The organism is Hydrogenovibrio sp. SC-1, from assembly GCF_002848135.1.
GTDB lineage: Bacteria > Pseudomonadota > Gammaproteobacteria > Thiomicrospirales > Thiomicrospiraceae > Hydrogenovibrio.
Genome location: NZ_PKGB01000001.1, coordinates 196,724 through 216,811, shown reverse-complemented (window position 1 = coordinate 216,811; position 20,088 = coordinate 196,724). Strand labels below are relative to the sequence as shown.

Annotated in this window: 14 protein-coding genes; all 14 read right to left on the bottom strand. The window is 42.2% G+C overall.

Going from position 1 to position 20,088, the window contains the following annotated elements; all coding sequences use genetic code 11:
• Positions 1-51 precede the first annotated feature (51 nt).
• A complete protein-coding gene (gene gspF / locus CYQ88_RS00960; RefSeq protein ID WP_101839449.1) occupies positions 52-1,266 on the bottom strand; it encodes a type II secretion system inner membrane protein GspF in 1,215 nt (404 codons plus the stop codon).
• A gap of 12 nt (positions 1,267-1,278) precedes the next feature.
• Positions 1,279-2,736 carry a type II secretion system ATPase GspE gene (gene gspE / locus CYQ88_RS00955; protein ID WP_101839448.1) on the bottom strand — a complete coding sequence of 486 codons (1,458 nt, stop codon included), beginning with the start codon at positions 2,734-2,736 and terminating at the stop codon, positions 1,279-1,281.
• Positions 2,733-4,811 carry a type II secretion system secretin GspD gene (gene gspD / locus CYQ88_RS00950; RefSeq protein ID WP_101839446.1) on the bottom strand — a complete coding sequence of 693 codons (2,079 nt, stop codon included), beginning with the start codon at positions 4,809-4,811 and terminating at the stop codon, positions 2,733-2,735. The genes gspE and gspD overlap by 4 nt, the downstream gene beginning before the upstream one ends.
• Positions 4,812-4,813: 2 nt before the next feature.
• Positions 4,814-5,662 carry a type II secretion system protein N gene (locus CYQ88_RS00945; protein WP_101839444.1) on the bottom strand — a complete coding sequence of 283 codons (849 nt, stop codon included), beginning with the start codon at positions 5,660-5,662 and terminating at the stop codon, positions 4,814-4,816.
• Positions 5,663-5,792: 130 nt separating this feature from the next.
• The gene (locus CYQ88_RS00940) at positions 5,793-7,982 is read right to left on the bottom strand and encodes a YjbH domain-containing protein (RefSeq protein WP_143483742.1); all 2,190 of its coding nucleotides are present in this window, start codon (positions 7,980-7,982) and stop codon (positions 5,793-5,795) included.
• A gap of 76 nt (positions 7,983-8,058) precedes the next feature.
• Entirely contained in the window at positions 8,059-9,048 is a 990-nt protein-coding gene (locus tag CYQ88_RS00935; protein WP_101839441.1) for a Wzz/FepE/Etk N-terminal domain-containing protein, read from the bottom strand.
• Positions 9,048-11,894, bottom strand: coding sequence for an SLBB domain-containing protein (locus CYQ88_RS00930; protein WP_101839439.1), 2,847 nt, complete (start codon positions 11,892-11,894; stop codon positions 9,048-9,050). Before CYQ88_RS00930 ends, CYQ88_RS00935 begins: the two co-directional genes overlap by 1 nt.
• 231 nt (positions 11,895-12,125) lie before the next feature.
• Complete coding sequence (locus tag CYQ88_RS00925) at positions 12,126-13,964, bottom strand: nucleoside-diphosphate sugar epimerase/dehydratase (RefSeq protein WP_233188773.1); 1,839 nt, start codon at positions 13,962-13,964, stop codon at positions 12,126-12,128.
• A 58-nt stretch (positions 13,965-14,022) separates the two neighbouring features.
• Positions 14,023-14,574, bottom strand: coding sequence for a sugar transferase (locus CYQ88_RS00920; RefSeq protein WP_101839437.1), 552 nt, complete (start codon positions 14,572-14,574; stop codon positions 14,023-14,025).
• Positions 14,575-14,618: 44 nt separating this feature from the next.
• Positions 14,619-15,572 carry an NAD-dependent epimerase/dehydratase family protein gene (locus CYQ88_RS00915; RefSeq protein WP_101839435.1) on the bottom strand — a complete coding sequence of 318 codons (954 nt, stop codon included), beginning with the start codon at positions 15,570-15,572 and terminating at the stop codon, positions 14,619-14,621.
• Complete coding sequence (locus tag CYQ88_RS00910; protein WP_101839433.1) at positions 15,569-16,807, bottom strand: glycosyltransferase family 4 protein; 1,239 nt, start codon at positions 16,805-16,807, stop codon at positions 15,569-15,571. Before CYQ88_RS00910 ends, CYQ88_RS00915 begins: the two co-directional genes overlap by 4 nt.
• Positions 16,808-16,810: 3 nt before the next feature.
• Positions 16,811-17,941: a non-hydrolyzing UDP-N-acetylglucosamine 2-epimerase gene (gene wecB, locus CYQ88_RS00905; RefSeq protein ID WP_101839432.1), complete on the bottom strand. Its 1,131-nt coding sequence runs from the start codon at positions 17,939-17,941 to the stop codon at positions 16,811-16,813.
• 2 nt (positions 17,942-17,943) lie between these two features.
• Entirely contained in the window at positions 17,944-19,050 is a 1,107-nt protein-coding gene (locus tag CYQ88_RS00900; protein WP_101839428.1) for an NAD-dependent epimerase/dehydratase family protein, read from the bottom strand.
• A 2-nt stretch (positions 19,051-19,052) separates the two neighbouring features.
• On the bottom strand, positions 19,053-20,087 hold the full coding sequence (locus tag CYQ88_RS00895) for a polysaccharide biosynthesis protein (RefSeq protein ID WP_101839426.1): 1,035 nt from the start codon (positions 20,085-20,087) through the stop codon (positions 19,053-19,055).
• Between the last annotated feature and the right edge of the window lies 1 nt (position 20,088).

The window sequence follows — 20,088 nt, the reverse complement described above, 5'->3', positions numbered from 1 at the left end:
TTAGGCCATTTTAAATGGGTTATTTTAGATCAGTTTGGCTTAATCAAAGCTTTAACCAACCATTGAATTCATTTGGAAAATCGGCAGCATAATCGCCAATACAATGGTTAGCACCACGCCCCCCATCACCACGATCATTAAGGGTTCGAGCAGACTCACCAAAGTCGCTGCTGCCGATTCTACCTCTTCTTCATAGTGTTCGGCACCTTTTAATAGCATGGTATCAATTTGACCATTGCCTTCGCCAGTTTCCACTAAATTCAATAATAACGGCGGGAAAAACCCCGCTTTACGCATGCTGGCGTGCAACTTTTGGCCCTCTCGAACTTCATTGCCCATTTGCAATACCTTACGTTTTAAAGGCAACAGATTCATCACCTCCGCTGAAATTTTTAGCGCCTCCGTAATCGACACGCCACTGGCATGCAATACGCCCAAGGTTCTCGCCCAACGCGCCGCCGATGAATAAATTAAAAACTTTCGCAATGCAGGAAAAGCCAACCAGGCCTGGTCTCGTCGAAACCGCCAACGTTCATGGCGCATAAAAGCCTTATAAACCACACCTATCGAAAACATCCCCAACAAGAGTGCCAACCAATGCTGATCTAAAAAATCACTGCTATTTAATAGGCCTTGGGTCAGTGGCGGTAATTCCTGATCCATATTATCAAATACTGACACCACTTTTGGCACCACAAAAGTCATTAAAAACAAAATAATAGCCACTGCCATCACAATCATCAGCACCGGATAAATTAATGCCGAACGCATTTTCTTACGAATTTTTTCTTGTTTTTCAATCGACTCGGCCATGCGCGATAACACTTCGGTTAAATGCCCACTTTCTTCACCAGCTCGAATAGTCGCAATATAATCATTTGGTAGTTTAAAACCAGACTGCATTAAGGCCTGTGCGTAAGCATGACCTTCTGCCACCTTTTCATACACCCCAGTGGTAAACCGTTTCAGCAGTTTATTGTCTGCTTGATTGGCGACCGATCTGAGGGCATCAGCCAAAGGCATGCCTGCGCCCAACAAGGTATAGAGTTGTCGAGTCATTAACGATAAATCGGCAATGGGCACTTTCGTCGCAAATAAACTCTGACTCGATAACCGCTTACGCTTACCCGCCACTGGACTGACGTCCAATGGGATTAGCCCTTTATCTCGCAACTGCTGACGCACCTGACGTGCTGACTCGCCTTCTTGAGTGCCTTTCTGGGTTTTGCCTTGGGCGGTCAGCGCTTGATATTCAAAACTCGGCATGCCAGCTCATCCTTATTTCTGCACCACACGCAACACTTCTTCAAGTGACGTTTGCTGATCCAGAACCAGTTGCATGGCGCTTTGGTGAATGGATGGCGTTGATTGATGTACATAATCGGCAATGGCTTGATCCGAGTCGCCAGAGTGAATCATTTGCCGGACTTGATTATCGATTTCGACCAACTCATAAATCCCCACTCGCCCTTGATAGCCCGTAAAAGAGCAACTCTCACAGCCGACCGGATGTAAAATATCTGCCGACTCAACACCCAACAATTCACACTCTGTCGCATCGGCCGGTCGCGATTCAGCACAATCTGGACAAATACGTCGCACCAATCGTTGCGCCATCACCCCAATTAAACTGGATGACAATAAAAAGGGTTCTATTCCCATATCTTTTAATCGTGAAATCGCACCGACTGCGGTATTGGTATGTAAAGTTGACAACACCAAATGCCCAGTTAAAGAAGCCTGAACCGCAATCTCTGCTGTTTCGTAATCTCGAATTTCCCCAATCATCACCACGTCGGGATCTTGTCGCAAAATCGCTCTTAAACCCTTAGCAAAAGTCATTTCCGCTTTCGAGTTCACCTGAGTTTGATTGATTCCTTCCAGATTGTATTCCACCGGATCTTCAACGGTCATAATATTGCGTTGATTATCATTCAATCGCGATAAGGCCGCATAGAGGGTGGTGGTTTTTCCTGAGCCGGTCGGCCCTGTCACCAAGAAAATACCATGCGGTTTTTGCAATAGTTTTTTCATTAATGGCAATTGGGAAGCCGGCATCCCTAAATCGCTCAAATCCAAACGCCCGGCACTTTTATCCAACAAACGCATTACGACACGCTCACCAAAACTGGATGGGATGGTAGAGACCCGTAAATCAACCGCTCGCCCACCCAATTTTATGGCAATGCGTCCATCCTGCGGCAAGCGTTTTTCGGCAATATCCAATTTAGCCATGACCTTAATGCGCGACACCAACATATTGGCAAATTGCACTTTCGGCGTTAATACGACCTTGAGTTGTCCATCAATTCGAAATCGCACCCGTAATTGGGTTTCAAAGGGTTCAATGTGAATATCCGACGCGTTCTTACGAATGGCTTCTGCCAAAATCGCATTCAGTAATTTGATCATAGGTGCGTCATCATTGCTATTCAATAAATCTTCTGAAGTTGCGACTTCGGCCATGGCTTGGTCCAGGTCTGCGACCTCTAGATCATCCATGGCTTCCATTGAATCAGACGTTTGATTGGCATATTGGGTTTGTAACTGCTTCTCAAATTCCTCTGGCGACAAGGTTTTGAGTGTTAACGGCGATTCATTTAAATGACGTTGTACTTCCATCAGTACCGAAGGCGGGGTTGAAGGCAAGCAATAAACCACTCGGCCGAGATCAGGGTGCATCGTAGAGAGCACCCCTTGTTGACTGGCAAATGAGAATGGCAAGGCACCACTCATAGATCTTCAAACGCCTTTAAGTTAGACGGAACGGAAGAGTTTTCAACCTTTGGCTCCACAGGGGGTTCTGGGCGAACCGGCGCTGAATCATGCCATTCTTGTTCGGTACGCATTTTGGGACGTAACCCTTCCAATAAACTCTTATCGGTTTTCAAGACTTCCGCTTGTGCTTTTTGCATACTGGAGTACTTCAGACGGCTATAGTAACTACTCATTTCACTATTGCGCACAATCACTGGCCGTAAAAACACCATTAAATTAACTTTTTCACGTTGACTGCTAGTGGAGCGAAACAAGGCACCTAACCCGGGGATATCACCCAAAAACGGCACTTTTGATTCCACTTCGGTTTCTCTTTCAGTCAATAGACCGCCCAAGACAATAATATCGCCGTCACCCACTATGACACTGGTTTTGATTTGACGTTTAGAGGTTTGGATATCAACCGCATCACCTCTAGGTAGTACATCGGAAAGTTCTTGGTCAAGTTCTAAAAACACCTCATTGCCTTCATTTATCTGCGGCTTTACTTTTAAGCTCAAGCCTACATTCTTACGTTCAACAGTATTGAATGGATTCGTGGGGACACCTGCCGTTCCTGCCGTTCCAGATGAGGTATAAGACCCCGTCTGAAAAGGCACTTCTTTACCCACGACAATTTCGGCTTCTTCGTTATCCAATGTTAATAAGGTTGGGGTTGATAAAATATTAGCACCGGTATCACTATCCAATGCGCGAAGCAATGCGCCCCAGCCTCGACCATTAGCACCGATTTCTCCTGCAATCATATTGGAACCACGTTGTAATGCAGATGCTTGCGCCAGAGGATTGCCGATATTACCCAACAAAGCCGGTAAAGTACCGGAAAAATCAATTAAGCCAACCCCATTTGGACCCGCAGCCCCCCATTCAATGCCGAGTTCAGCTTGCTTGGTTTCGGTAATTTCGACTACGATTGCCTCAATCAACACCTGTGCTCGTCGAATATCCAACTGTTTAATCACTTGTTTTAACGCCATCACTACCGCTGGCGGCGCACTTATCACAACGGCATTAACCCGCTCTTCCGCTTCAATACTAATGCGAGATTTAATCGTTTTATCATCCAACTGATTGACCTGTGTCGCCGTATTGGACGAATCTGTTTTCGATACCTCAGCCGCTCCAGCACCAGCAGCAGCTTTTTCTGCTGTAGCACTATTTAATAACGAACGATTGACTGCCATTTTTTGTAAGACGGGTACTATATCTTTGGCCTTAGCATAATGCAAATAGACCACTTGCACCCGTCCTTCCGACGGTACTGACACATCTAAATCGGCAATCAAGGTGCGCACCTCTCGTCGTTTTTCTTTCACACCAGAGAGGATGATGCGATTGGTTCGCTCATCAAATGAAATCGTCAGTTGTGAACTATCAATCTTAGGCAGCATTTTTTTCACCACCTGAACTAGTTCACTGGCGGAAGCATGATTCAACGCAACCACTTCAAACCCTTCGCTTTCATCAATATCCACTCGCTTCAAAATCGCTTTAATGCGCTCAATATTAATGACACTGTCCGTTACTATTAGGCGATTACTATCTGATAACGCCACCAAATGCCCCTCTCGAGCCACCAATGGGCGCAACACAGCGACTAACTTTGTGGCATCCACTTTATGCACGGGTATCACTTCGGTGACCCAATCACTCTCTTCCGCATTGCGGTTTTCATATGGAACCTGATCACGTGCCAAATTAGCGGGCACAATTTGAATCGCTGTTTTGCCTTGTATCGCGACAAAACCATGAACCCGTAAAATCGCCAATAATGTTTCATACAAATCATCTGGATGCATCGTTCCAGGCGCAATCAAAGTCACCTTGCCTTTTACTCGTGGGTCAATAATAAAATTACGCCCGGTGAGCTTGGCAATTGCTTCAATCACGGTCTCGATTTCAGCTTGTTGGAAGTTTTGCTTCAGTGTTACGGCCCCAGCCGATGACGAAGGTGCGGCCATCACAAAGGATGCCTGTCCCAATAAACCCAGCCACAATACACAGCCACAAAAAAGTCGTTTGATGTTTTTCATAGTTAATTAAAATTTACCTGTAAGGTTTTCATTTCGCCCTGACGGTCTACCACCAGTTCAAATTCGCTCATCGTTAGAAACTGTTTCCAAAGAGTAGGATTTTTCGACATTTCTTGAATACTTCGCCCGTTGACCTGTTTCACCATATCGCCTTCTTTAAAGCCTAACGCTTTAAAAAGCGATTTATCATTTTTAGACCAAATTTTAACGCCGACCCATTGGCCCTTTTGATTAATCGGCTGAAAGCGCAAAAACTGTCCAATCGACATCGGTGACTTACGTAAGGTTTCACCAATTTCCGTCAATCGTTGCTGATCAAAGCCTGTTAACGGCTGCGCTTGAATCATTGCTACTGGCTCTGATGTAGTTAAATCCTGGTCTCCGGCTTTTAGAAGCAATTTTTCTGCCACTCCACGGTTATCCAATAAGACACCATTCGCCATAACCTTTACCAATCGCACTTGCGGCATGACCCATTCATTTTCCAGAACCACCTTCGTTTGACCATTTGCATCAATAATAGCCACGGCTTGATTAGCATCCACAATCACGCCCTGCAACGTCCAATTTAGCTTGGTTTTCGCAACTTGTTTCGTATCAGGAGGAGGGGTCGATTTGGATGTTTCTATCGGCGCATAACCAAATAACCCAGATGCTTGACCCTTAAGTAAAGGTGCGGTGGTTTGCTTTGGGTCGAGTTTGACAACAGGATAGTCTGGCACCACCGTCAAGCTGCTGGCAATTAGCTGTCCAAACAACCAAGCGCCGGTCAAACCTAGCAACCACGTTAACAGGTGAGACAGGTGTTCCATCGATATGGTTGAGTCAGAAAATGATAATAAACGTTTCAAAGTGGATTTCCTAAAAAGGTAGCCAAACGAGACAAAAACGACATTGTAACCAAAACCAAGCCGTTTGAAAAAGAAAAGCACCTCAAAATGCTTCTAGTTAGTCGATGAAACCAATAGAAAGCCCACTAAATTAATCAACTGTTTGGTACAAAATCCGTTTAATTCTTTGGTTGAGTTGATGGATGTGCGTGCGCATATAAGCTGGGGTAAACCGGCCAGAATCCATAAAGTGTTGATCTAATATCACCGGTTGCTTGGTTTCTGCGCCGAAATTGACATAACGAACATCCCCCAAGTTTAGATTCACCCCAGTATTATCAGGGTCAGAGATAATGGTTTCTATGCCATACGACCACTTATTTTCTCCACGAATGGTTAAGGCGCCTAATTTTGCAGCACGTTTAGTGGTAAAAGGAATTGTCAAGTTTAACCTTACCTTTTCATAACCCGTATCAGAACGCATTAATGTTGCCTGTAATTGTGAGTCACCCAAATACGATTTAAATGCCAGTTTGGTCGTTAAATCCTGATTCAGATAGACCCCTCTTTCAATAAATGCACCCATGCCTTGTTCAGGCCAGTAATATTCATAACCATAATAGTCACCTGACCAATCGTTGAGGCCAGTGGTTGCCAAAGGCGTATTGCCCATATGACGTGACCAATTACCATAAACTTGATGACGACCTTCGCCAAAATAATAACGGGTGCTGTTAATCATATGATCCGTCTTGTCACCTTCATTAAGTGCTAGCTGATAACTGAATACATTCACTAAGCCATCAATGGGCACCCAGGTCTGCGAGAAAGATAGCTCCTTCCACTGAGAAACCACCCGACTGTCCTCTAAAAATCCACCAGGCCTGAAATGATAGCTATTATAGAGCGGATCAATCCGAGAAATATGGGCACTAGCACCTTGCCATAGAGGCGCACTCAACTCTGACAAAAGCCCCAGAGACTGTTGATAAACACCAATTTCCGAGCCAATCGTAGAAACGATATAGGGCTCCATCTTTAAACTCAGCCACTCTGAACGACCACCAGTCACATCCGCTTGCCAAGTTGGCTCGGCTGTCCATTCAATGCGATTGAATTCTGGCAAATAATAAGCCGCTTTTGAATGATGCTTTTGAAGCTGCCCCAGTGCCCAAGCGGTTCCAAGCTTAACAGACATCATTGGAATTTGTTGATTAAGGATTTCAATTTCCAGATTCAGCAAGTCGTATTGATTCGCAAAAGGCGCTACTATGGCAATGGCTTGTGCCAAGCCATCAAACTGATTCAAGTCGTACAGTCGATTTTGGTACCGTAGTCTTAATATTGATGTATCTTCATCGACTTTTAAAGCAATATGCTCTAGGCCAGCTGCCATCAAGCGATCTTTTAGGGCTTTTAAGTTTAAAGGTCTGTCTAGTGGCACCACTTTATCAGCCGATGACTCGGAGTGACTAATCTGGGTTTTGTTAGCTGAGGCAGAGGGAAGACTATTTGAAGAGTAGTTTTTAAAATTAGGCAAATCACTCAACGAGTGTCTTGAAGAGTATGGGGATGATTGTCGATATCTAGCATCGGTTAACGCTTCTAATTTTGCTTTGGCACCCCCTCCAAGAGGGTAACTGATCGTCATTCCAAAACTAATAGATTCGCCCGCTTGAGTTGAAGCCAGCATAGTATCGAGATTCAACTGTAAATGCGTCCCCGCAATATTATGCAAACGCCCTCGTAATCCACCTCGAGTTGCAACCCCATCATAATCCATCAAAACCGATACATTGTAAGGCAAATACACTTCACCCCCTGCAAACAGGCCAGTTAAATGCTGCGAGACGCCAGACGACTTTCCCTTAACCGCATACCCAACCGTAGTGGCCAAATAGCGTGACGCATGGGTTACCACCCCGTACAAACGTTGATTTTGGATCGCCAGCCCCATCACATCCTGACCACCAATTGCCAATCGCCATTGACCTGACATTTTGATGCCATATTTAAAGTTACCCACCAAGTCACGATTATAAAAATCGCCATAGGCATTGGGGTTCGCTCCCTTAGCATGCAATTCATTCAGCCCAAACTGCACTTCTAATCCCCGCCAAACCCCTGCACTTAGATAATAGTTTTCAGCTTCAGCATCGGCAGGAGCGCCAGGCCTGGTAAAACTATTAAAGGTTCCAGCTAAAGTTCCATGTCTAATCAACTGTGCTGTCGGCACCATGATTAGACCTGTCGTACCATTCACAGTCATGCCAGTGCCATCAAGTAAATCAATGCCATAAAAATCACTAAAAGTGGATGCGAATACCGTTGGTGACAACATCAAACTGATCAACAGCCTTAAGCCAATAGAAAAAACTTGATGGCTTAACCTGTTACTAAAACTTGAAATCACCTGTTTAACAATCCTTCTCTAAAATCATTTTTGCATTACTATCTCTCCTGCCTTTAATCAGTGAAATAAAAACGCCTAAAATCCCACCGAATACGAATGCAACCACAACCATAACAAATCGATTAGGTCCTGACTTAATATCAGGAATTACCGCAGGGTCAATTATTTTAAATACATAATCTTTTTGAGTTTTAGCTAGGGTCATATTTTTTATATTATTCTCTATCAAATTATAAGCAGCCATTCTTATTTCAACTAATTTTGTATCCTTAAGCTGTTCTTGTAGATATTCAATAGTCTTTTGTGAATCTTCAATTTGCTCAAGTCGTATTTGAGTATTGATCCGATTTATAAAAGCTGTCACCCATTTTTGGGCTTGCACAGCATCTATCCATTCAATTGATACGGTGACCATTTCATTCTTGTTGTCCTGAACTATTGACAACATTTTTGAAAGTTTTTGAACTGCACTCCAATCAGAAGGTTCACCTAGTCCCGGTTTATCTATGACATTATAACTCGGCCTAGAAAGACCAACCCAATGCTTTAGGGAGTCCATAAGTGAAGAATTCAACTTCCATTGTGATCTATCAACATCCCAAGATTTTGAAAACAATTCCTTTTTTAGCTGATTTTCAGCAATAAATTCCCTTAAGAATTTTCGTGACTGCATCACAGCCAAAGCAGTTTGTATAGGAGAAGCCTCGCCACTTGGTAAAGAAATCCCAGCCAAACTAGCTAAACCACCATATTGAGATGCCAGTCCAGAGCTTCCCTCTGAAGAGGCTGGCGCCAGTAAGACAGATACAGTATACTTGTTTGGAATTGTTAAAGAGTAAGCCGCCACTACAACAGCCAGGCTTACTGCAAGACCTAATATCAATTTTTTACACTTATAAAGAACAGCCCACAACTTTGCTAAATCAATTTCATCATCATTATAGGATTCAGGATAAATGGGTTCTTGTGAAGTTTGCTTAGACGGTGCTGACATCAATTAAACACTCCTATCGCATTTAAGGTCGCTGCGGTCAACGCAAAATTGGCTAAGATAGAGGAAATACTGGTCCAAGAAACCAGTGGATTCATTCGCTCTATATCCAATGGCACTACAATGGTATCCCCTGGCAAAACCGTAGTTGATAAGGCGGAGTCAAACCAACCATCAGCAAACCTCTCCACTGATCCATCTCCATGCACGATATAAATCGAATCGTTATCCGCCCGCTTGGTCGCGCCACCGCTCCTTCCTAAATATTCAGACACGCTCATATTGGGTTGGTACACTAATGAAGCTGCCCGCGCCACTTCTCCTGTGACCAAAACTTCATAAGAACGCTTGGGCACATACAAGACATCGCCTTCTCGCAATTCCATATTCAAGGTTGAAGCATAACCGACCGGATCGTTTCGATCTAAGGTCACAACCAAACGACCAAGAGCTGGTGTCGACTTTAACCGAGATATCAAGCTTTGTCCTAATGCCAAAATGGACTGTGAATCACCTTTTATCAATCCAGCATCCGCTTTTAAACCCATTAACAGATTTTTCTCCAAGTCATTGGCCATCTGTTGCATTTCCATTGCTTCACGTTGTTTAAGGTTTTCACGGGTAAACACAACATTTTTAGGTTCTGCCCATTCGGTAAAGCCGCCTACCCGCTTTAACAAGTCTTGCATAGTATCACCAGGATTAATTCGATACACGCCAGGATATCGCACTTCGCCTTTTACAGTAACAGACACCGAGGTTTCATTCCACTGGGCAATCGGCTTCAGATTAATTTCATCATAAGGCTGCAATAGCAGATTATGTTGCTCATTATTCTGCAATGCTAACTGTGGGTTAAACATTAATCGATCCGATACTCGTTTTTCACCATTTTCTATACGATAGCGAAACAATTCGGCTTCAGTGCTTAGTGTTTTTTCAGTCAAACCGCCCGCAGCTAATAGAATGTCTGCAACTCGCCCTCTATCATTAATTGGAAATTTACCCGGAAATTTTACAACTCCCGTCACTCCTGCAACTAATGGTGGTTCACCCTTTCTCGACTGACTATATAAATCTCCTAACTCGGCTTCAATAATACCGGACCGGTCGTTTTTATCATGATCAAATAACAAAACTAAATCTTCAGGTTGTAAAACCAATCTTTTGGCTTGATCCAGCTTAAACTGCTCAAAATAAGCTTCTCCCGTTTCAGGACGTTTGCGCTTAATAAGACCATAGTCGCGATCCACATTCAGCCTTAATCCACCAATGGACTCAATAAAGCTTGCCAAATGGGTATTCTCTTGCAATGGGTAGGTGCCTGCAAACTTAACCCCACCTTTGATAGTTACTATGGCTGGCGGTTCTCCTAAGCTTGATTGCTCTCTTAAGATCGATACGACCTCATTCAATGCCGAACGACGTGCTTCTCCTGCTTGCTGAGACAAAACGATGACTTGGTCATTTGAATTCAATGGTAAATCTGAAGCTTGACCAGAAGCAATAGCTTGCCATGAAAAGGTTTGAACCGTCATCGGCTCACCGGGTGCCATTTGTCGTAAAATCAACACATAATTCAAATCGGCCTGACGCTTAAAGGCTTTAATATTAGGCAGTAAATCTAGTACCGTCATCTTCGGTGACCAAGCAAACAATCCATCTCGATAAACTTGACCAGACAAGGAAACGTATCTTTCAAAAGTTTGGTTGCCCTGCGAGACAGAAATCGCATCACCATCTTTCAAGGTAATATTTAAATCTTTTTTAAGGGTCAAATTCAAATCGGAAATAACGGAAAACCCATCTTTATTCAAACGGGTTAATTTAGCTTTTTGCTTCATGGCTTCATGAGTTAAGCCGCCAGCCAGATCAATTAAGTCAGCCACTTTTTTTTCCGACTTCAATTCATAGATAGCCGGACGCTTCACTTCACCACTAATCGAAACCGAACGGGAACGAACTGGAATAAACACTGTATCGCCCGGCTGCAATCGTACATCCTGCTTAGAGTTACCCGAAATCAATAAATCATACAAGTCCAATGATGCAATCAACTTGCCCTGGCGTTTAAGTTGAATATCTCGAAAGCTACCAATATCCGAAATTCCACCACTCACATAAAGCGCATGAGTTAATGTTGCCATTCCACTCACTAAATAGGATCCCGGATTACGCGACTCACCCATGACAAATACACGAAAAGACCGCAGCTGGCCTAAAGTAACACTGGAACTCACGCCAATGCCTAACTTATCAATTTCTTTTTTCAACACAGACACTGCATCTGAAAAAGACAAGCCCGCCAAACTCACAGGGCCGATCTCTGGCAAAGCCACAGAACCATTCCGATCAATCACCAACTGATATTCAGCACTTTTATTTCCAAATAACTGAATTTTCAACTGATCTCCAGGGCCTAAAATATAATCGGTGGGGATGGGAATATCATTGACAGGGGCAAAGGTGGTCGGGTTCCCCGCAAACAAAGAAGCACCAAACACCGGTAATTTCATTTTTTGACGTGCCGGTTCTTTTAAATAGCGACTTTGACCACCAAAATCAGTTTGTTGCACAGCTCTGACTTCAGCTGTTTGGTCTCTCAACACCTCTTTTTTAACAGTATCAATCGGATCTAGCTTCACTCTTTGAACCGTGTCTACCATGGGTTGTGGCATTTCTTGAACACCACCCGCACCTGGCAAGCTCACCCCTTGACTGGCAGCGATAGCCGCTTGCTGACCTGGAGACAAAGATTTAAATTGCGCAATCTGCTCAGGCGTGGGCGTGGCCGCCAAACTAGGCAAAGAAAAGAAAGAAAATAAAAAAACAACCAGAAAAGTTCGCATGAGACGCCTATATCAAAAAAATCAGTCTAGAAAATCCATCAAAAAAACCAAAAACCATTGGGAAACAAAGCATAAGAGAAAGCACACAAAGAGTCAATTTTTTATCCACTCAAATCAATTTACATATTAAAGCTTCATTAACTCATTGCGAGCCGAAGCCAATGAAATGTAACCTAGCGTAGCCTTTACCACCTAATAAATGGTTTGACCCGGCGTTTATACTGCGCCTGATTAACTTGGCTTATTCCCCAAATAATCCACCATCGCGCCCTCGTGTTTAAAACCGGATACAAACATTGTTAAATATTGAAAAACCTTATCCATTTCATAATGCGCTAAAGCAATATCCAGTTGCTGCAAAACTTTCACGAATTCACTATAGCTCAAGAAATCTTCATTTGCTTTCATAATGCGAGGATGTTCCGTGCCACCCACATTATTACCAATCAATAATTCTTCATATAATTTTTCTCCAGGCCTTAGTCCGGTATACTGAATTTCAATATCACCTTCACCTTGCTCATTGACCACACTCAACCCAGAAAGATTAATCACTTTTTGCGCTAATTCTGCAATCTTCACAGGCTCGCCCATATCCAATACAAATACATCTCCGCCTTTACCCATGGATCCGGCTTGAATAACCAAGGATGCCGCCTCTGGAATCGTCATAAAATAACGAGTAATTTCTTTATGGGTGACCGTCACGGGCCCGCCTTCAGCAATTTGTTTGCGAAACAATGGAATGACTGAGCCAGATGATCCCAGCACATTCCCAAATCGCACCATGACAAAACGTGTTTGTGGAAATTCAACTTGCAAGGCTTGCAACGCCATTTCAGCCAAACGTTTACTAGCACCCATCACATTAGTAGGTCGGACCGCTTTATCGGTGGAGATTAAGACAAAGTTTTTGATATGGGCTTGACCCGCAGTTTTTGCTAGTATATGGGTTCCAAAGGTGTTATTACGGAGACCATCCTCCATATTATGCTCAACAATAGGCACATGCTTGTAGGCTGCCGCATGGTAAATAGTATCGACAGAATATAAAGAAAAAAGCCGCGTCAATTTTGTTTCATCCAACACGCTGCCCAGAATTGAGATCAATTCAGTTGATTCAAACCCGTGAATGCGTTTCAGCTCAGATTCAATATTATAAAGTGCAAACTCGCTCATTTCATAGAGGATGACTACCTTGGGTGATCGCCTTAATACCTGGCGACAGAGTTCGGAGCCAATCGACCCCCCAGCTCCAGTAACCATAACTACCTTATCAGTAATGCAATAGGACAAGAGTGATTCCAGTGGAGGTACTGCATCACGCCCCAGCAAATCTTCAATCGCCACTTCTCGAATATCAGAAAAAGAGACCTTACCTGATACAATTTCATCAATACTCGGTAACGTTGAAACCTTTACAGGATATGGTTCAAGCCATTCAATGATATTTTTTCGAAGTGGTTGTGAAAGCGAAGGAATTGCAAGAAAAACCTCTGTCACACCATAGACTTCAATTAATTGAGTTAGGTCACTGCGACAATACACTCTAATCGCATCTATATCATGTTTTTGTAAGTGAAGATCATCATCTAAAAAACCAATCACTTTTATGCCATGAATTTTTTTTATGGCACTCAGCAACTGTTTTCCTGACGAACCCGCACCAAAAATTGCAACTGATCTCGGTTTGCATGCCGTACGTCTATTCACTAACCGATCAGATAAGGCCCAACGAGCTGCCAAGCGAGTAATACCAATAAAAAACAAGGCCAGAAGCCATGTGATAATTATTGCAGAACGAGGATATTTTAAATCAAATAGAAAAATAGCTGCTGCCCACAAAACAAACAGAACCGTTACGGAAGACAGTACCGTCATAGCAAATTGATAACCAATATACCGAATTACGGCACGATATAGTCCTCGTGTTATAAAAATTGGAAGTGCCAAAAAACCAAGCAGCACTATGGCTGGAACATAGCCTGTTATAGGAAAAACCGATTCTCCAAACCTCAACCAAATTGCTAGAACTGAAACAAACCATAAACCTAGCATATCAACTGACATTGATATTATTCGCTTATAAATACGCGGAACAGAAAGTAATTTTCGAGTAAATTTCATCTTATGGCTTCACCCTATCTCCTGAGCCTTTTCCAAGCACCGTCATAAATATATATGTAAAGTAATCTCTAATTGATAAACTTGCAATCATCTTAGCATCAGTTTCAGCGAGTAATTCAGGGGTAGACATATCAACTTCATTTACTTGTGCCAAACCTGTTATCCCTGGCCTAACTAAAAACACTCCCTGTTCTTCACGCGCTTCGGTCAGTTCTAGCTGATTAGGTAACCCAGGTCTTGGGCCAACTAAACTCATCTCCCCTTTCAATACATTCCACAACTGAGGCAACTCATCCAATTTTGTTTTTCTAAGGAAGCGTCCATATTTAGTAATAGAAGCGGTATTGGCTAGGTGCGATGCAACAGAGGCCGTATCGGTTTTCATGGTACGAAACTTAACCAGAATAAATCGCTTTTTATAACGTCCCAAACGCTCTTGACGAAACAAAGGGGATCCAGTATCGAACAATCCAATTATGTACAAAAGGACTAATATTGGAAGACCAATAATCATTCCGAAAAGTGAAAATATAATATCCAACAAACGAAGCATAACATTATCCAATATGTTAAATTGCACTAGCTGATTTTAGATAATCAACCATCCTCAGAGTTTACCATCTTTTTTAATTGATTATCCATACCAATAATGGGCTTCCAGCCTAATAAATCTCTCGCTTTTGAGCTATCGACCCGCAAATCCCCAAACAATTTTTCAGCACTATCACCCTTGCCTATTAAATGTGCAAGAAACCTCATCAAATATACAGGGACAGGAAATAGCCGAGACTTAACCCCATATGCATTTGCTATCTTTCGCAATAAGTTCGAAATAGAAACATCTTCTCCATCCGAAATTAAAAAAACCTCATTTTTAGCTTTTAAAGATCGCTCACGATCTGCACATAAGATCATAAAATCTACCAAGTTATCCAACGCCACCAATGAGCGCAAATTATGAACTGAGCCAAGCGGCAAGGGTACACCTTTTTTAATCCATTTAACCAAGCTACCAAATTTACCAGGCGCACCTAACCCGTATACCAAGGGAGGTCGAATAATCACTACTTCCATACAGGTTTGTTTAGCTATTTCCAACAAACCCAGCTCTGCTTCATACTTTGATAGAGAATAATTATCGTGCGGAAAAGGCACATCATTTTCAGTAAATGGCCAAGTATTCAAGTCACCATTCACTCCAATCGAACTAACAAATACAAAACGCTTAACACCAGCCTCTAATGCCAAACGAGCCAACTCCAAAGTCGCATCTCGGTTCACTTTGCGATATTCGTTCAAAGGATCAGACTCTTTACCATCCATAATATGTGCCCGAGCTGCAGTATGCACTACAACATCAGTATCTTTCAATGTCATCGCGAGGCCACTAGACTGTGACAAATTGGTCAAATCTCCCACAACCTGCTTAACGCCACTCTGCAACTGGATCGACTCATTTCGTACTAAAGCGACAACTTCCGAACCATTATCAATAAAACGATGTAATAAGGCCGAACCCACGAAACCAGTTGCCCCCGTCAAGAAAATCACGACCTATTCTCCTCAGGAGCTAAAACCACCTCTTCAAACCAGTTTTCTAACTGAGTTATCAATCTTTCCCTATCAAATTCCTTTTCAGCATACGCCCTCGCATTTTCACCCAATCTCATCAACTCATTTTGAGACAAACTCTCCATTTTTATTATATTCTCAGCAAGTTGCATAAAATCACCTGAATCAGCAACAAGTCCACATGAAGCTTCATTCACGACCCTAGAACCTTCACCAGTCAACATTGTCAAAATTGGCTTTGCTGCTACCATATAAGTTTGAACTTTACCTGGAATAGTCATCGCAAATGCCTTACTTTCTTTCAGAGAAACTAATAATGCATCTGCGGCTGCATAAAAAGCAGGCATATCAGCCAAGGGAAAGCGTCCTAATAAGATAACAATATCCGATAGTTTTTTTTCCTCAACCAATGCTTTAACACTTTCGAAAGCACGACCGTCACCAACGACAAATATTTTGACGTTTAGGTTCTTTATCTTAATCTCTTCAACCGCTGCAAGTATGGAGGGAAAGTCTTGCGCCTCACCAACATTACCCGCAAATAAAATTTTAAACGCATCCGTTTCCATTAAAGTGCCGACATTTGAATTTGTGGGTTGTAAGAAAACGGATTCTGACCAGCTCGGGAAATACCTGATTTTGCTTTTATCGCTACAATATTGAGCAATATCGTCATAAAAAGCTCTAGATTGACCCAAAATTAAGTTAGTCTTTTTATATGTATAGCTGACGAATTTTCCAATTAAATTTAATACAAACTTAGGCTTTGTAATACCCATGCTCTCTAAACTTTCAGGCCATAAATCCAATATCCACATTACTACTGGGATTTTCTTCCTATTACTAATAATAAGGCCAGGGAGAGCAATAAAAACAGGTGATAGCTGACAAGTAAAAACAACATCGAACTCATCATCTTTTAATCTCTTCATTCCATAAATTGATGCCATCAATGGATAAGACAGATAATTAAGGATAAGTTGTAATTTATTCCGACCTCTTGGAATAATTGGCACACGAACTATACGACATCCTTTGTATTCGTGATACATTTCTGGGCTTTTTTTATACTCAGAGAAAAACACACCTAAAGGATAATTTGGCTTACCTGTCAAAACGGTTACATCGTGACCACGATTAACCAGTTCTTCGCATAAATCGTTGATCCGAAAGTTTTCAGGCCAGAAATATTGGGAAACAACCAGAATTCGCATAAACTAATATTGCTTCCAAACTACGCGGTTCACATAATCGGTATAGCTATGAATAATACGCACCACTTTATCCGAGACGTTTGGCATCGAATAATCATAAACTTGACGAACTAAACGTTCATTATCCCTCGGTTGATTTTCGATAACCGCTAGACTTTGCATAATGCGGTCTTTTTGCAAGCCTGTCATAATAACCGCCGCCTCTTCCATCCCCTCAGGGCGCTCATGTGCTTCACGCAGGTTCAATGCCGGGAAGTTCATAATCGAAGATTCTTCGTTAATAGTACCACTATCCGACAGCACTGCATTGGCGCATAACTGAAGTTTATTATAGTCTTTGAAGCCAAGCGGTTTGAGTAACTGCACCATTGGATGAAACTCAACCCCCATAACATCAACACGTTTTTGGGTTCTTGGGTGCGTTGAAACGATCACTGGCATTTGATAGGTTTCCGCAATCGTGTTCAGTGATTCAACCAAATTTAAGAAGTTCTTGTCTGAATCAACATTTTCCTCACGATGTGCACTAACCACAAAAAACTGATGTTTTTTCAGGTTCAGGCGTTCGAGCACATCCGACTTTTCAATACCTTCGCGATAACTATTTAATACTTCAAACATTGGGCTGCCGGTTTTGATAACCATATCGGCAGGCAAACCTTCCCTCAGTAAATAATCACGGGCAATCGTGCTGTAGGTCAAATTGATATCGGCCATGTGATCCACTAAACGGCGGTTAATTTCCTCTGGCACACGCTGATCAAAACAACGGTTACCGGCTTCCATGTGGAAGGTTGGAATTTTACGGCGCTTAGCAGGCAATACCGACATACAACTATTGGTATCCCCTAGCACCAACAAGGCATCAGGTTGAATTTCGGCCAAGACTTTATCAACCGCAATAATGACATTGCCAATGGTTTCAGCACCACTCGCACCAGCAGCCCCTAAAAAATAATCTGGTTTACGAATCCCTAAATCATTAAAAAATATTTCATTCAGCTCATAATCGTAATTTTGGCCTGTATGCACTAAAACATGTTCGCAATATTCATCTATTTTTTTGATCACACAAGCAAGCCGAATGATCTCTGGTCGCGTGCCAACAACCGTCACCACTTTTAATTTTTTCATTATCAAACCTTAAAATAAACTGTATCGGGGCGGGCTTTATCAAAATTCTCATTCGCCCATAACATTACCACTAATTCATCATCACTAACATTAGTCACATCGTGTGACCAACCAGGGACTGTTTCAACAACTTCTGGTTGCTCACCACTGGTAAAAATTTCACATACTTCATCTGTAACAATATGCCTAAAACCAAATCGTGCTTGGCCTTTGATCACCAAAAACTTTTCAGTTTTAACATGATGATAGTGTCCGCCACGCGTTACCCCTGGGTGGGCAGTGAAGAATGAAAATTGCCCAGAATCTTTAGTCTTCAACATTTCTACAAAAGAACCCCGTGCATCTTCATTTTTCGTTAACGGATAGTTGAATTCGTTGGGAGGTATATAACTAATATAGGTTGCATAAAGTACCCGAGTAAACCCATCACCAACCGGTTCGACCACTAGACTTTCACGGCTCTCTTTAAACTTGTAAAGCTGATCTGCAAGTTCACCTAAAGTTACTTCATAAACTGGCTGAACGTCAATATAGAGTTTATCTTTCGGTAAAGACTGCATCACATCCAAAAACGATGTCACAACAGCACCAATATGAACTAATTTAAGGACAGCAGATGAGTCATTAATTTGAATAGGTAAGTTGTGGCTAATATTATGACAAAACGTCGCTATAACCGAATTGTAGTTCGGCTTACACCACTTACCGAATACATTAGGGAGTCGATAGATATAGACATTATTACCCGTTTCCATATAGAGGCTCAGTAAGTGCATCTCAGCCTTAAGCTTACTTTTGCCATAGGCATTTGGACGCTCTGCCTGGATAGATGAAGTCAGTACAATCGGAATATTTCTTCCTGTTAACTTTATTGCTTGACACAAAGATTCGGTTAAATCTGAATTTCCACTAAAAAACTCTGTATCGTCTTTAGGTCGATTGACGCCAGCCAAATGAAAAATAAAATCAACTTTTTCGACCAGGCCTGGGAGATCTCCTATTGAATCCTGCCTTGAAAAACGAATGATTTCAATCTCAGTATTTCGGGACAAACTCACACACAAATTTTTACCAATAAAGCCTGCAGCTCCGGTTACCAATACTTTCATCACTACTCCTCCGCCAAAACATTTTCACCATGCATAATCGCCTGCATAAAACTGAGTTTTTGTAAGAGTAATTTCATACCTTCAACATCTAATCGTTGTGTGTTGTGTGAATTATAATCCTCCAGTTTCGAGACTTTCTGATCACCTTCTTCTACAAATTTAGTATAGTTTAGATCCCTCAAATCAGGCGGTACACGATAGTAGTCTCCCATATCCTGGGCACAAGCCATTTCTTCTCGGCTGAGTAAAGCCTCAAACAATTTTTCACCATGACGAGTACCAATGATATTAATCGGATGTTCTGGCAGCTCGATCATTTCACGCAAAGCAATCGCTAAGGTTTCAACAGTAGCTGCAGGTGCCTTTTGTACAAAAATATCACCGTTATTTCCATGTTCAAATGCATACAGTACCAAATCAACTGCATCGGAAAGTGTCATCATAAAACGAGTCATATTTGGGTCGGTAATTGATAAAGGAGTGCCAGAACGCATCTGATCAATAAATAATGGAATTACAGAGCCTCTCGAAGCCATAACATTACCATAACGTGTTCCACAAATCACGGTTCTTGATTCATCAACGTTACGAGATTTTGCAACCATAACCTTTTCCATCATTGCTTTGGAAATGCCCATCGCATTTATTGGATAAACAGCCTTATCGGTACTCAAACATACGACTCTTTTTACATTGTTTTGAATAGCCGCTTCAAGCACATTTTCAGTGCCCAATACATTGGTATTCACTGCCTCCATAGGATGAAACTCACAAGAAGGAACTTGCTTCAAAGCCGCAGCATGAAAAATAAAATCAACACCACGAGTTGCATTCAAAACTGAGCGAAAATCCCTCACATCACCAATATAAAACTTCAATTTCGGGTTTGCATACCGTTTTCGCATATCATCTTGTTTTTTTTCATCACGAGAAAAAATACGAATTTCTTTCAAGCCTGAATCCAAAAAACGCTTAAGAACGGCGTTACCAAAAGAACCTGTACCTCCTGAAACTAACAGTACCCTATCTTTAAACATA

Excerpts from the sequence above, each read along its gene's own strand:
- CYQ88_RS00925 (WP_233188773.1), bottom strand. The coding sequence starts at position 13,964 with ATGTCAGTTGATATGCTAGGTTTATGGTTTGTTTCAGTTCTAGCAATT.
- CYQ88_RS00895 (WP_101839426.1), bottom strand. The coding sequence starts at position 20,087 with ATGTTTAAAGATAGGGTACTGTTAGTTTCAGGAGGTACAGGTTCTTTT.
- CYQ88_RS00930 (WP_101839439.1), bottom strand. The coding sequence starts at position 11,894 with ATGCGAACTTTTCTGGTTGTTTTTTTATTTTCTTTCTTTTCTTTGCCT.
- CYQ88_RS00910 (WP_101839433.1), bottom strand. The coding sequence starts at position 16,807 with ATGCGAATTCTGGTTGTTTCCCAATATTTCTGGCCTGAAAACTTTCGG.
- CYQ88_RS00940 (WP_143483742.1), bottom strand. The coding sequence starts at position 7,982 with ATGTTGTCACCAACGGTATTCGCATCCACTTTTAGTGATTTTTATGGC.
- CYQ88_RS00900 (WP_101839428.1), bottom strand. The coding sequence starts at position 19,050 with ATGAAAGTATTGGTAACCGGAGCTGCAGGCTTTATTGGTAAAAATTTG.
- gspF (WP_101839449.1), bottom strand. The coding sequence starts at position 1,266 with ATGCCGAGTTTTGAATATCAAGCGCTGACCGCCCAAGGCAAAACCCAG.
- gspE (WP_101839448.1), bottom strand. The coding sequence starts at position 2,736 with ATGAGTGGTGCCTTGCCATTCTCATTTGCCAGTCAACAAGGGGTGCTC.
- CYQ88_RS00920 (WP_101839437.1), bottom strand. The coding sequence starts at position 14,574 with ATGCTTCGTTTGTTGGATATTATATTTTCACTTTTCGGAATGATTATT.
- wecB (WP_101839432.1), bottom strand. The coding sequence starts at position 17,941 with ATGAAAAAATTAAAAGTGGTGACGGTTGTTGGCACGCGACCAGAGATC.
- gspD (WP_101839446.1), bottom strand. The coding sequence starts at position 4,811 with ATGAAAAACATCAAACGACTTTTTTGTGGCTGTGTATTGTGGCTGGGT.
- CYQ88_RS00935 (WP_101839441.1), bottom strand. The coding sequence starts at position 9,048 with ATGTCAGCACCGTCTAAGCAAACTTCACAAGAACCCATTTATCCTGAA.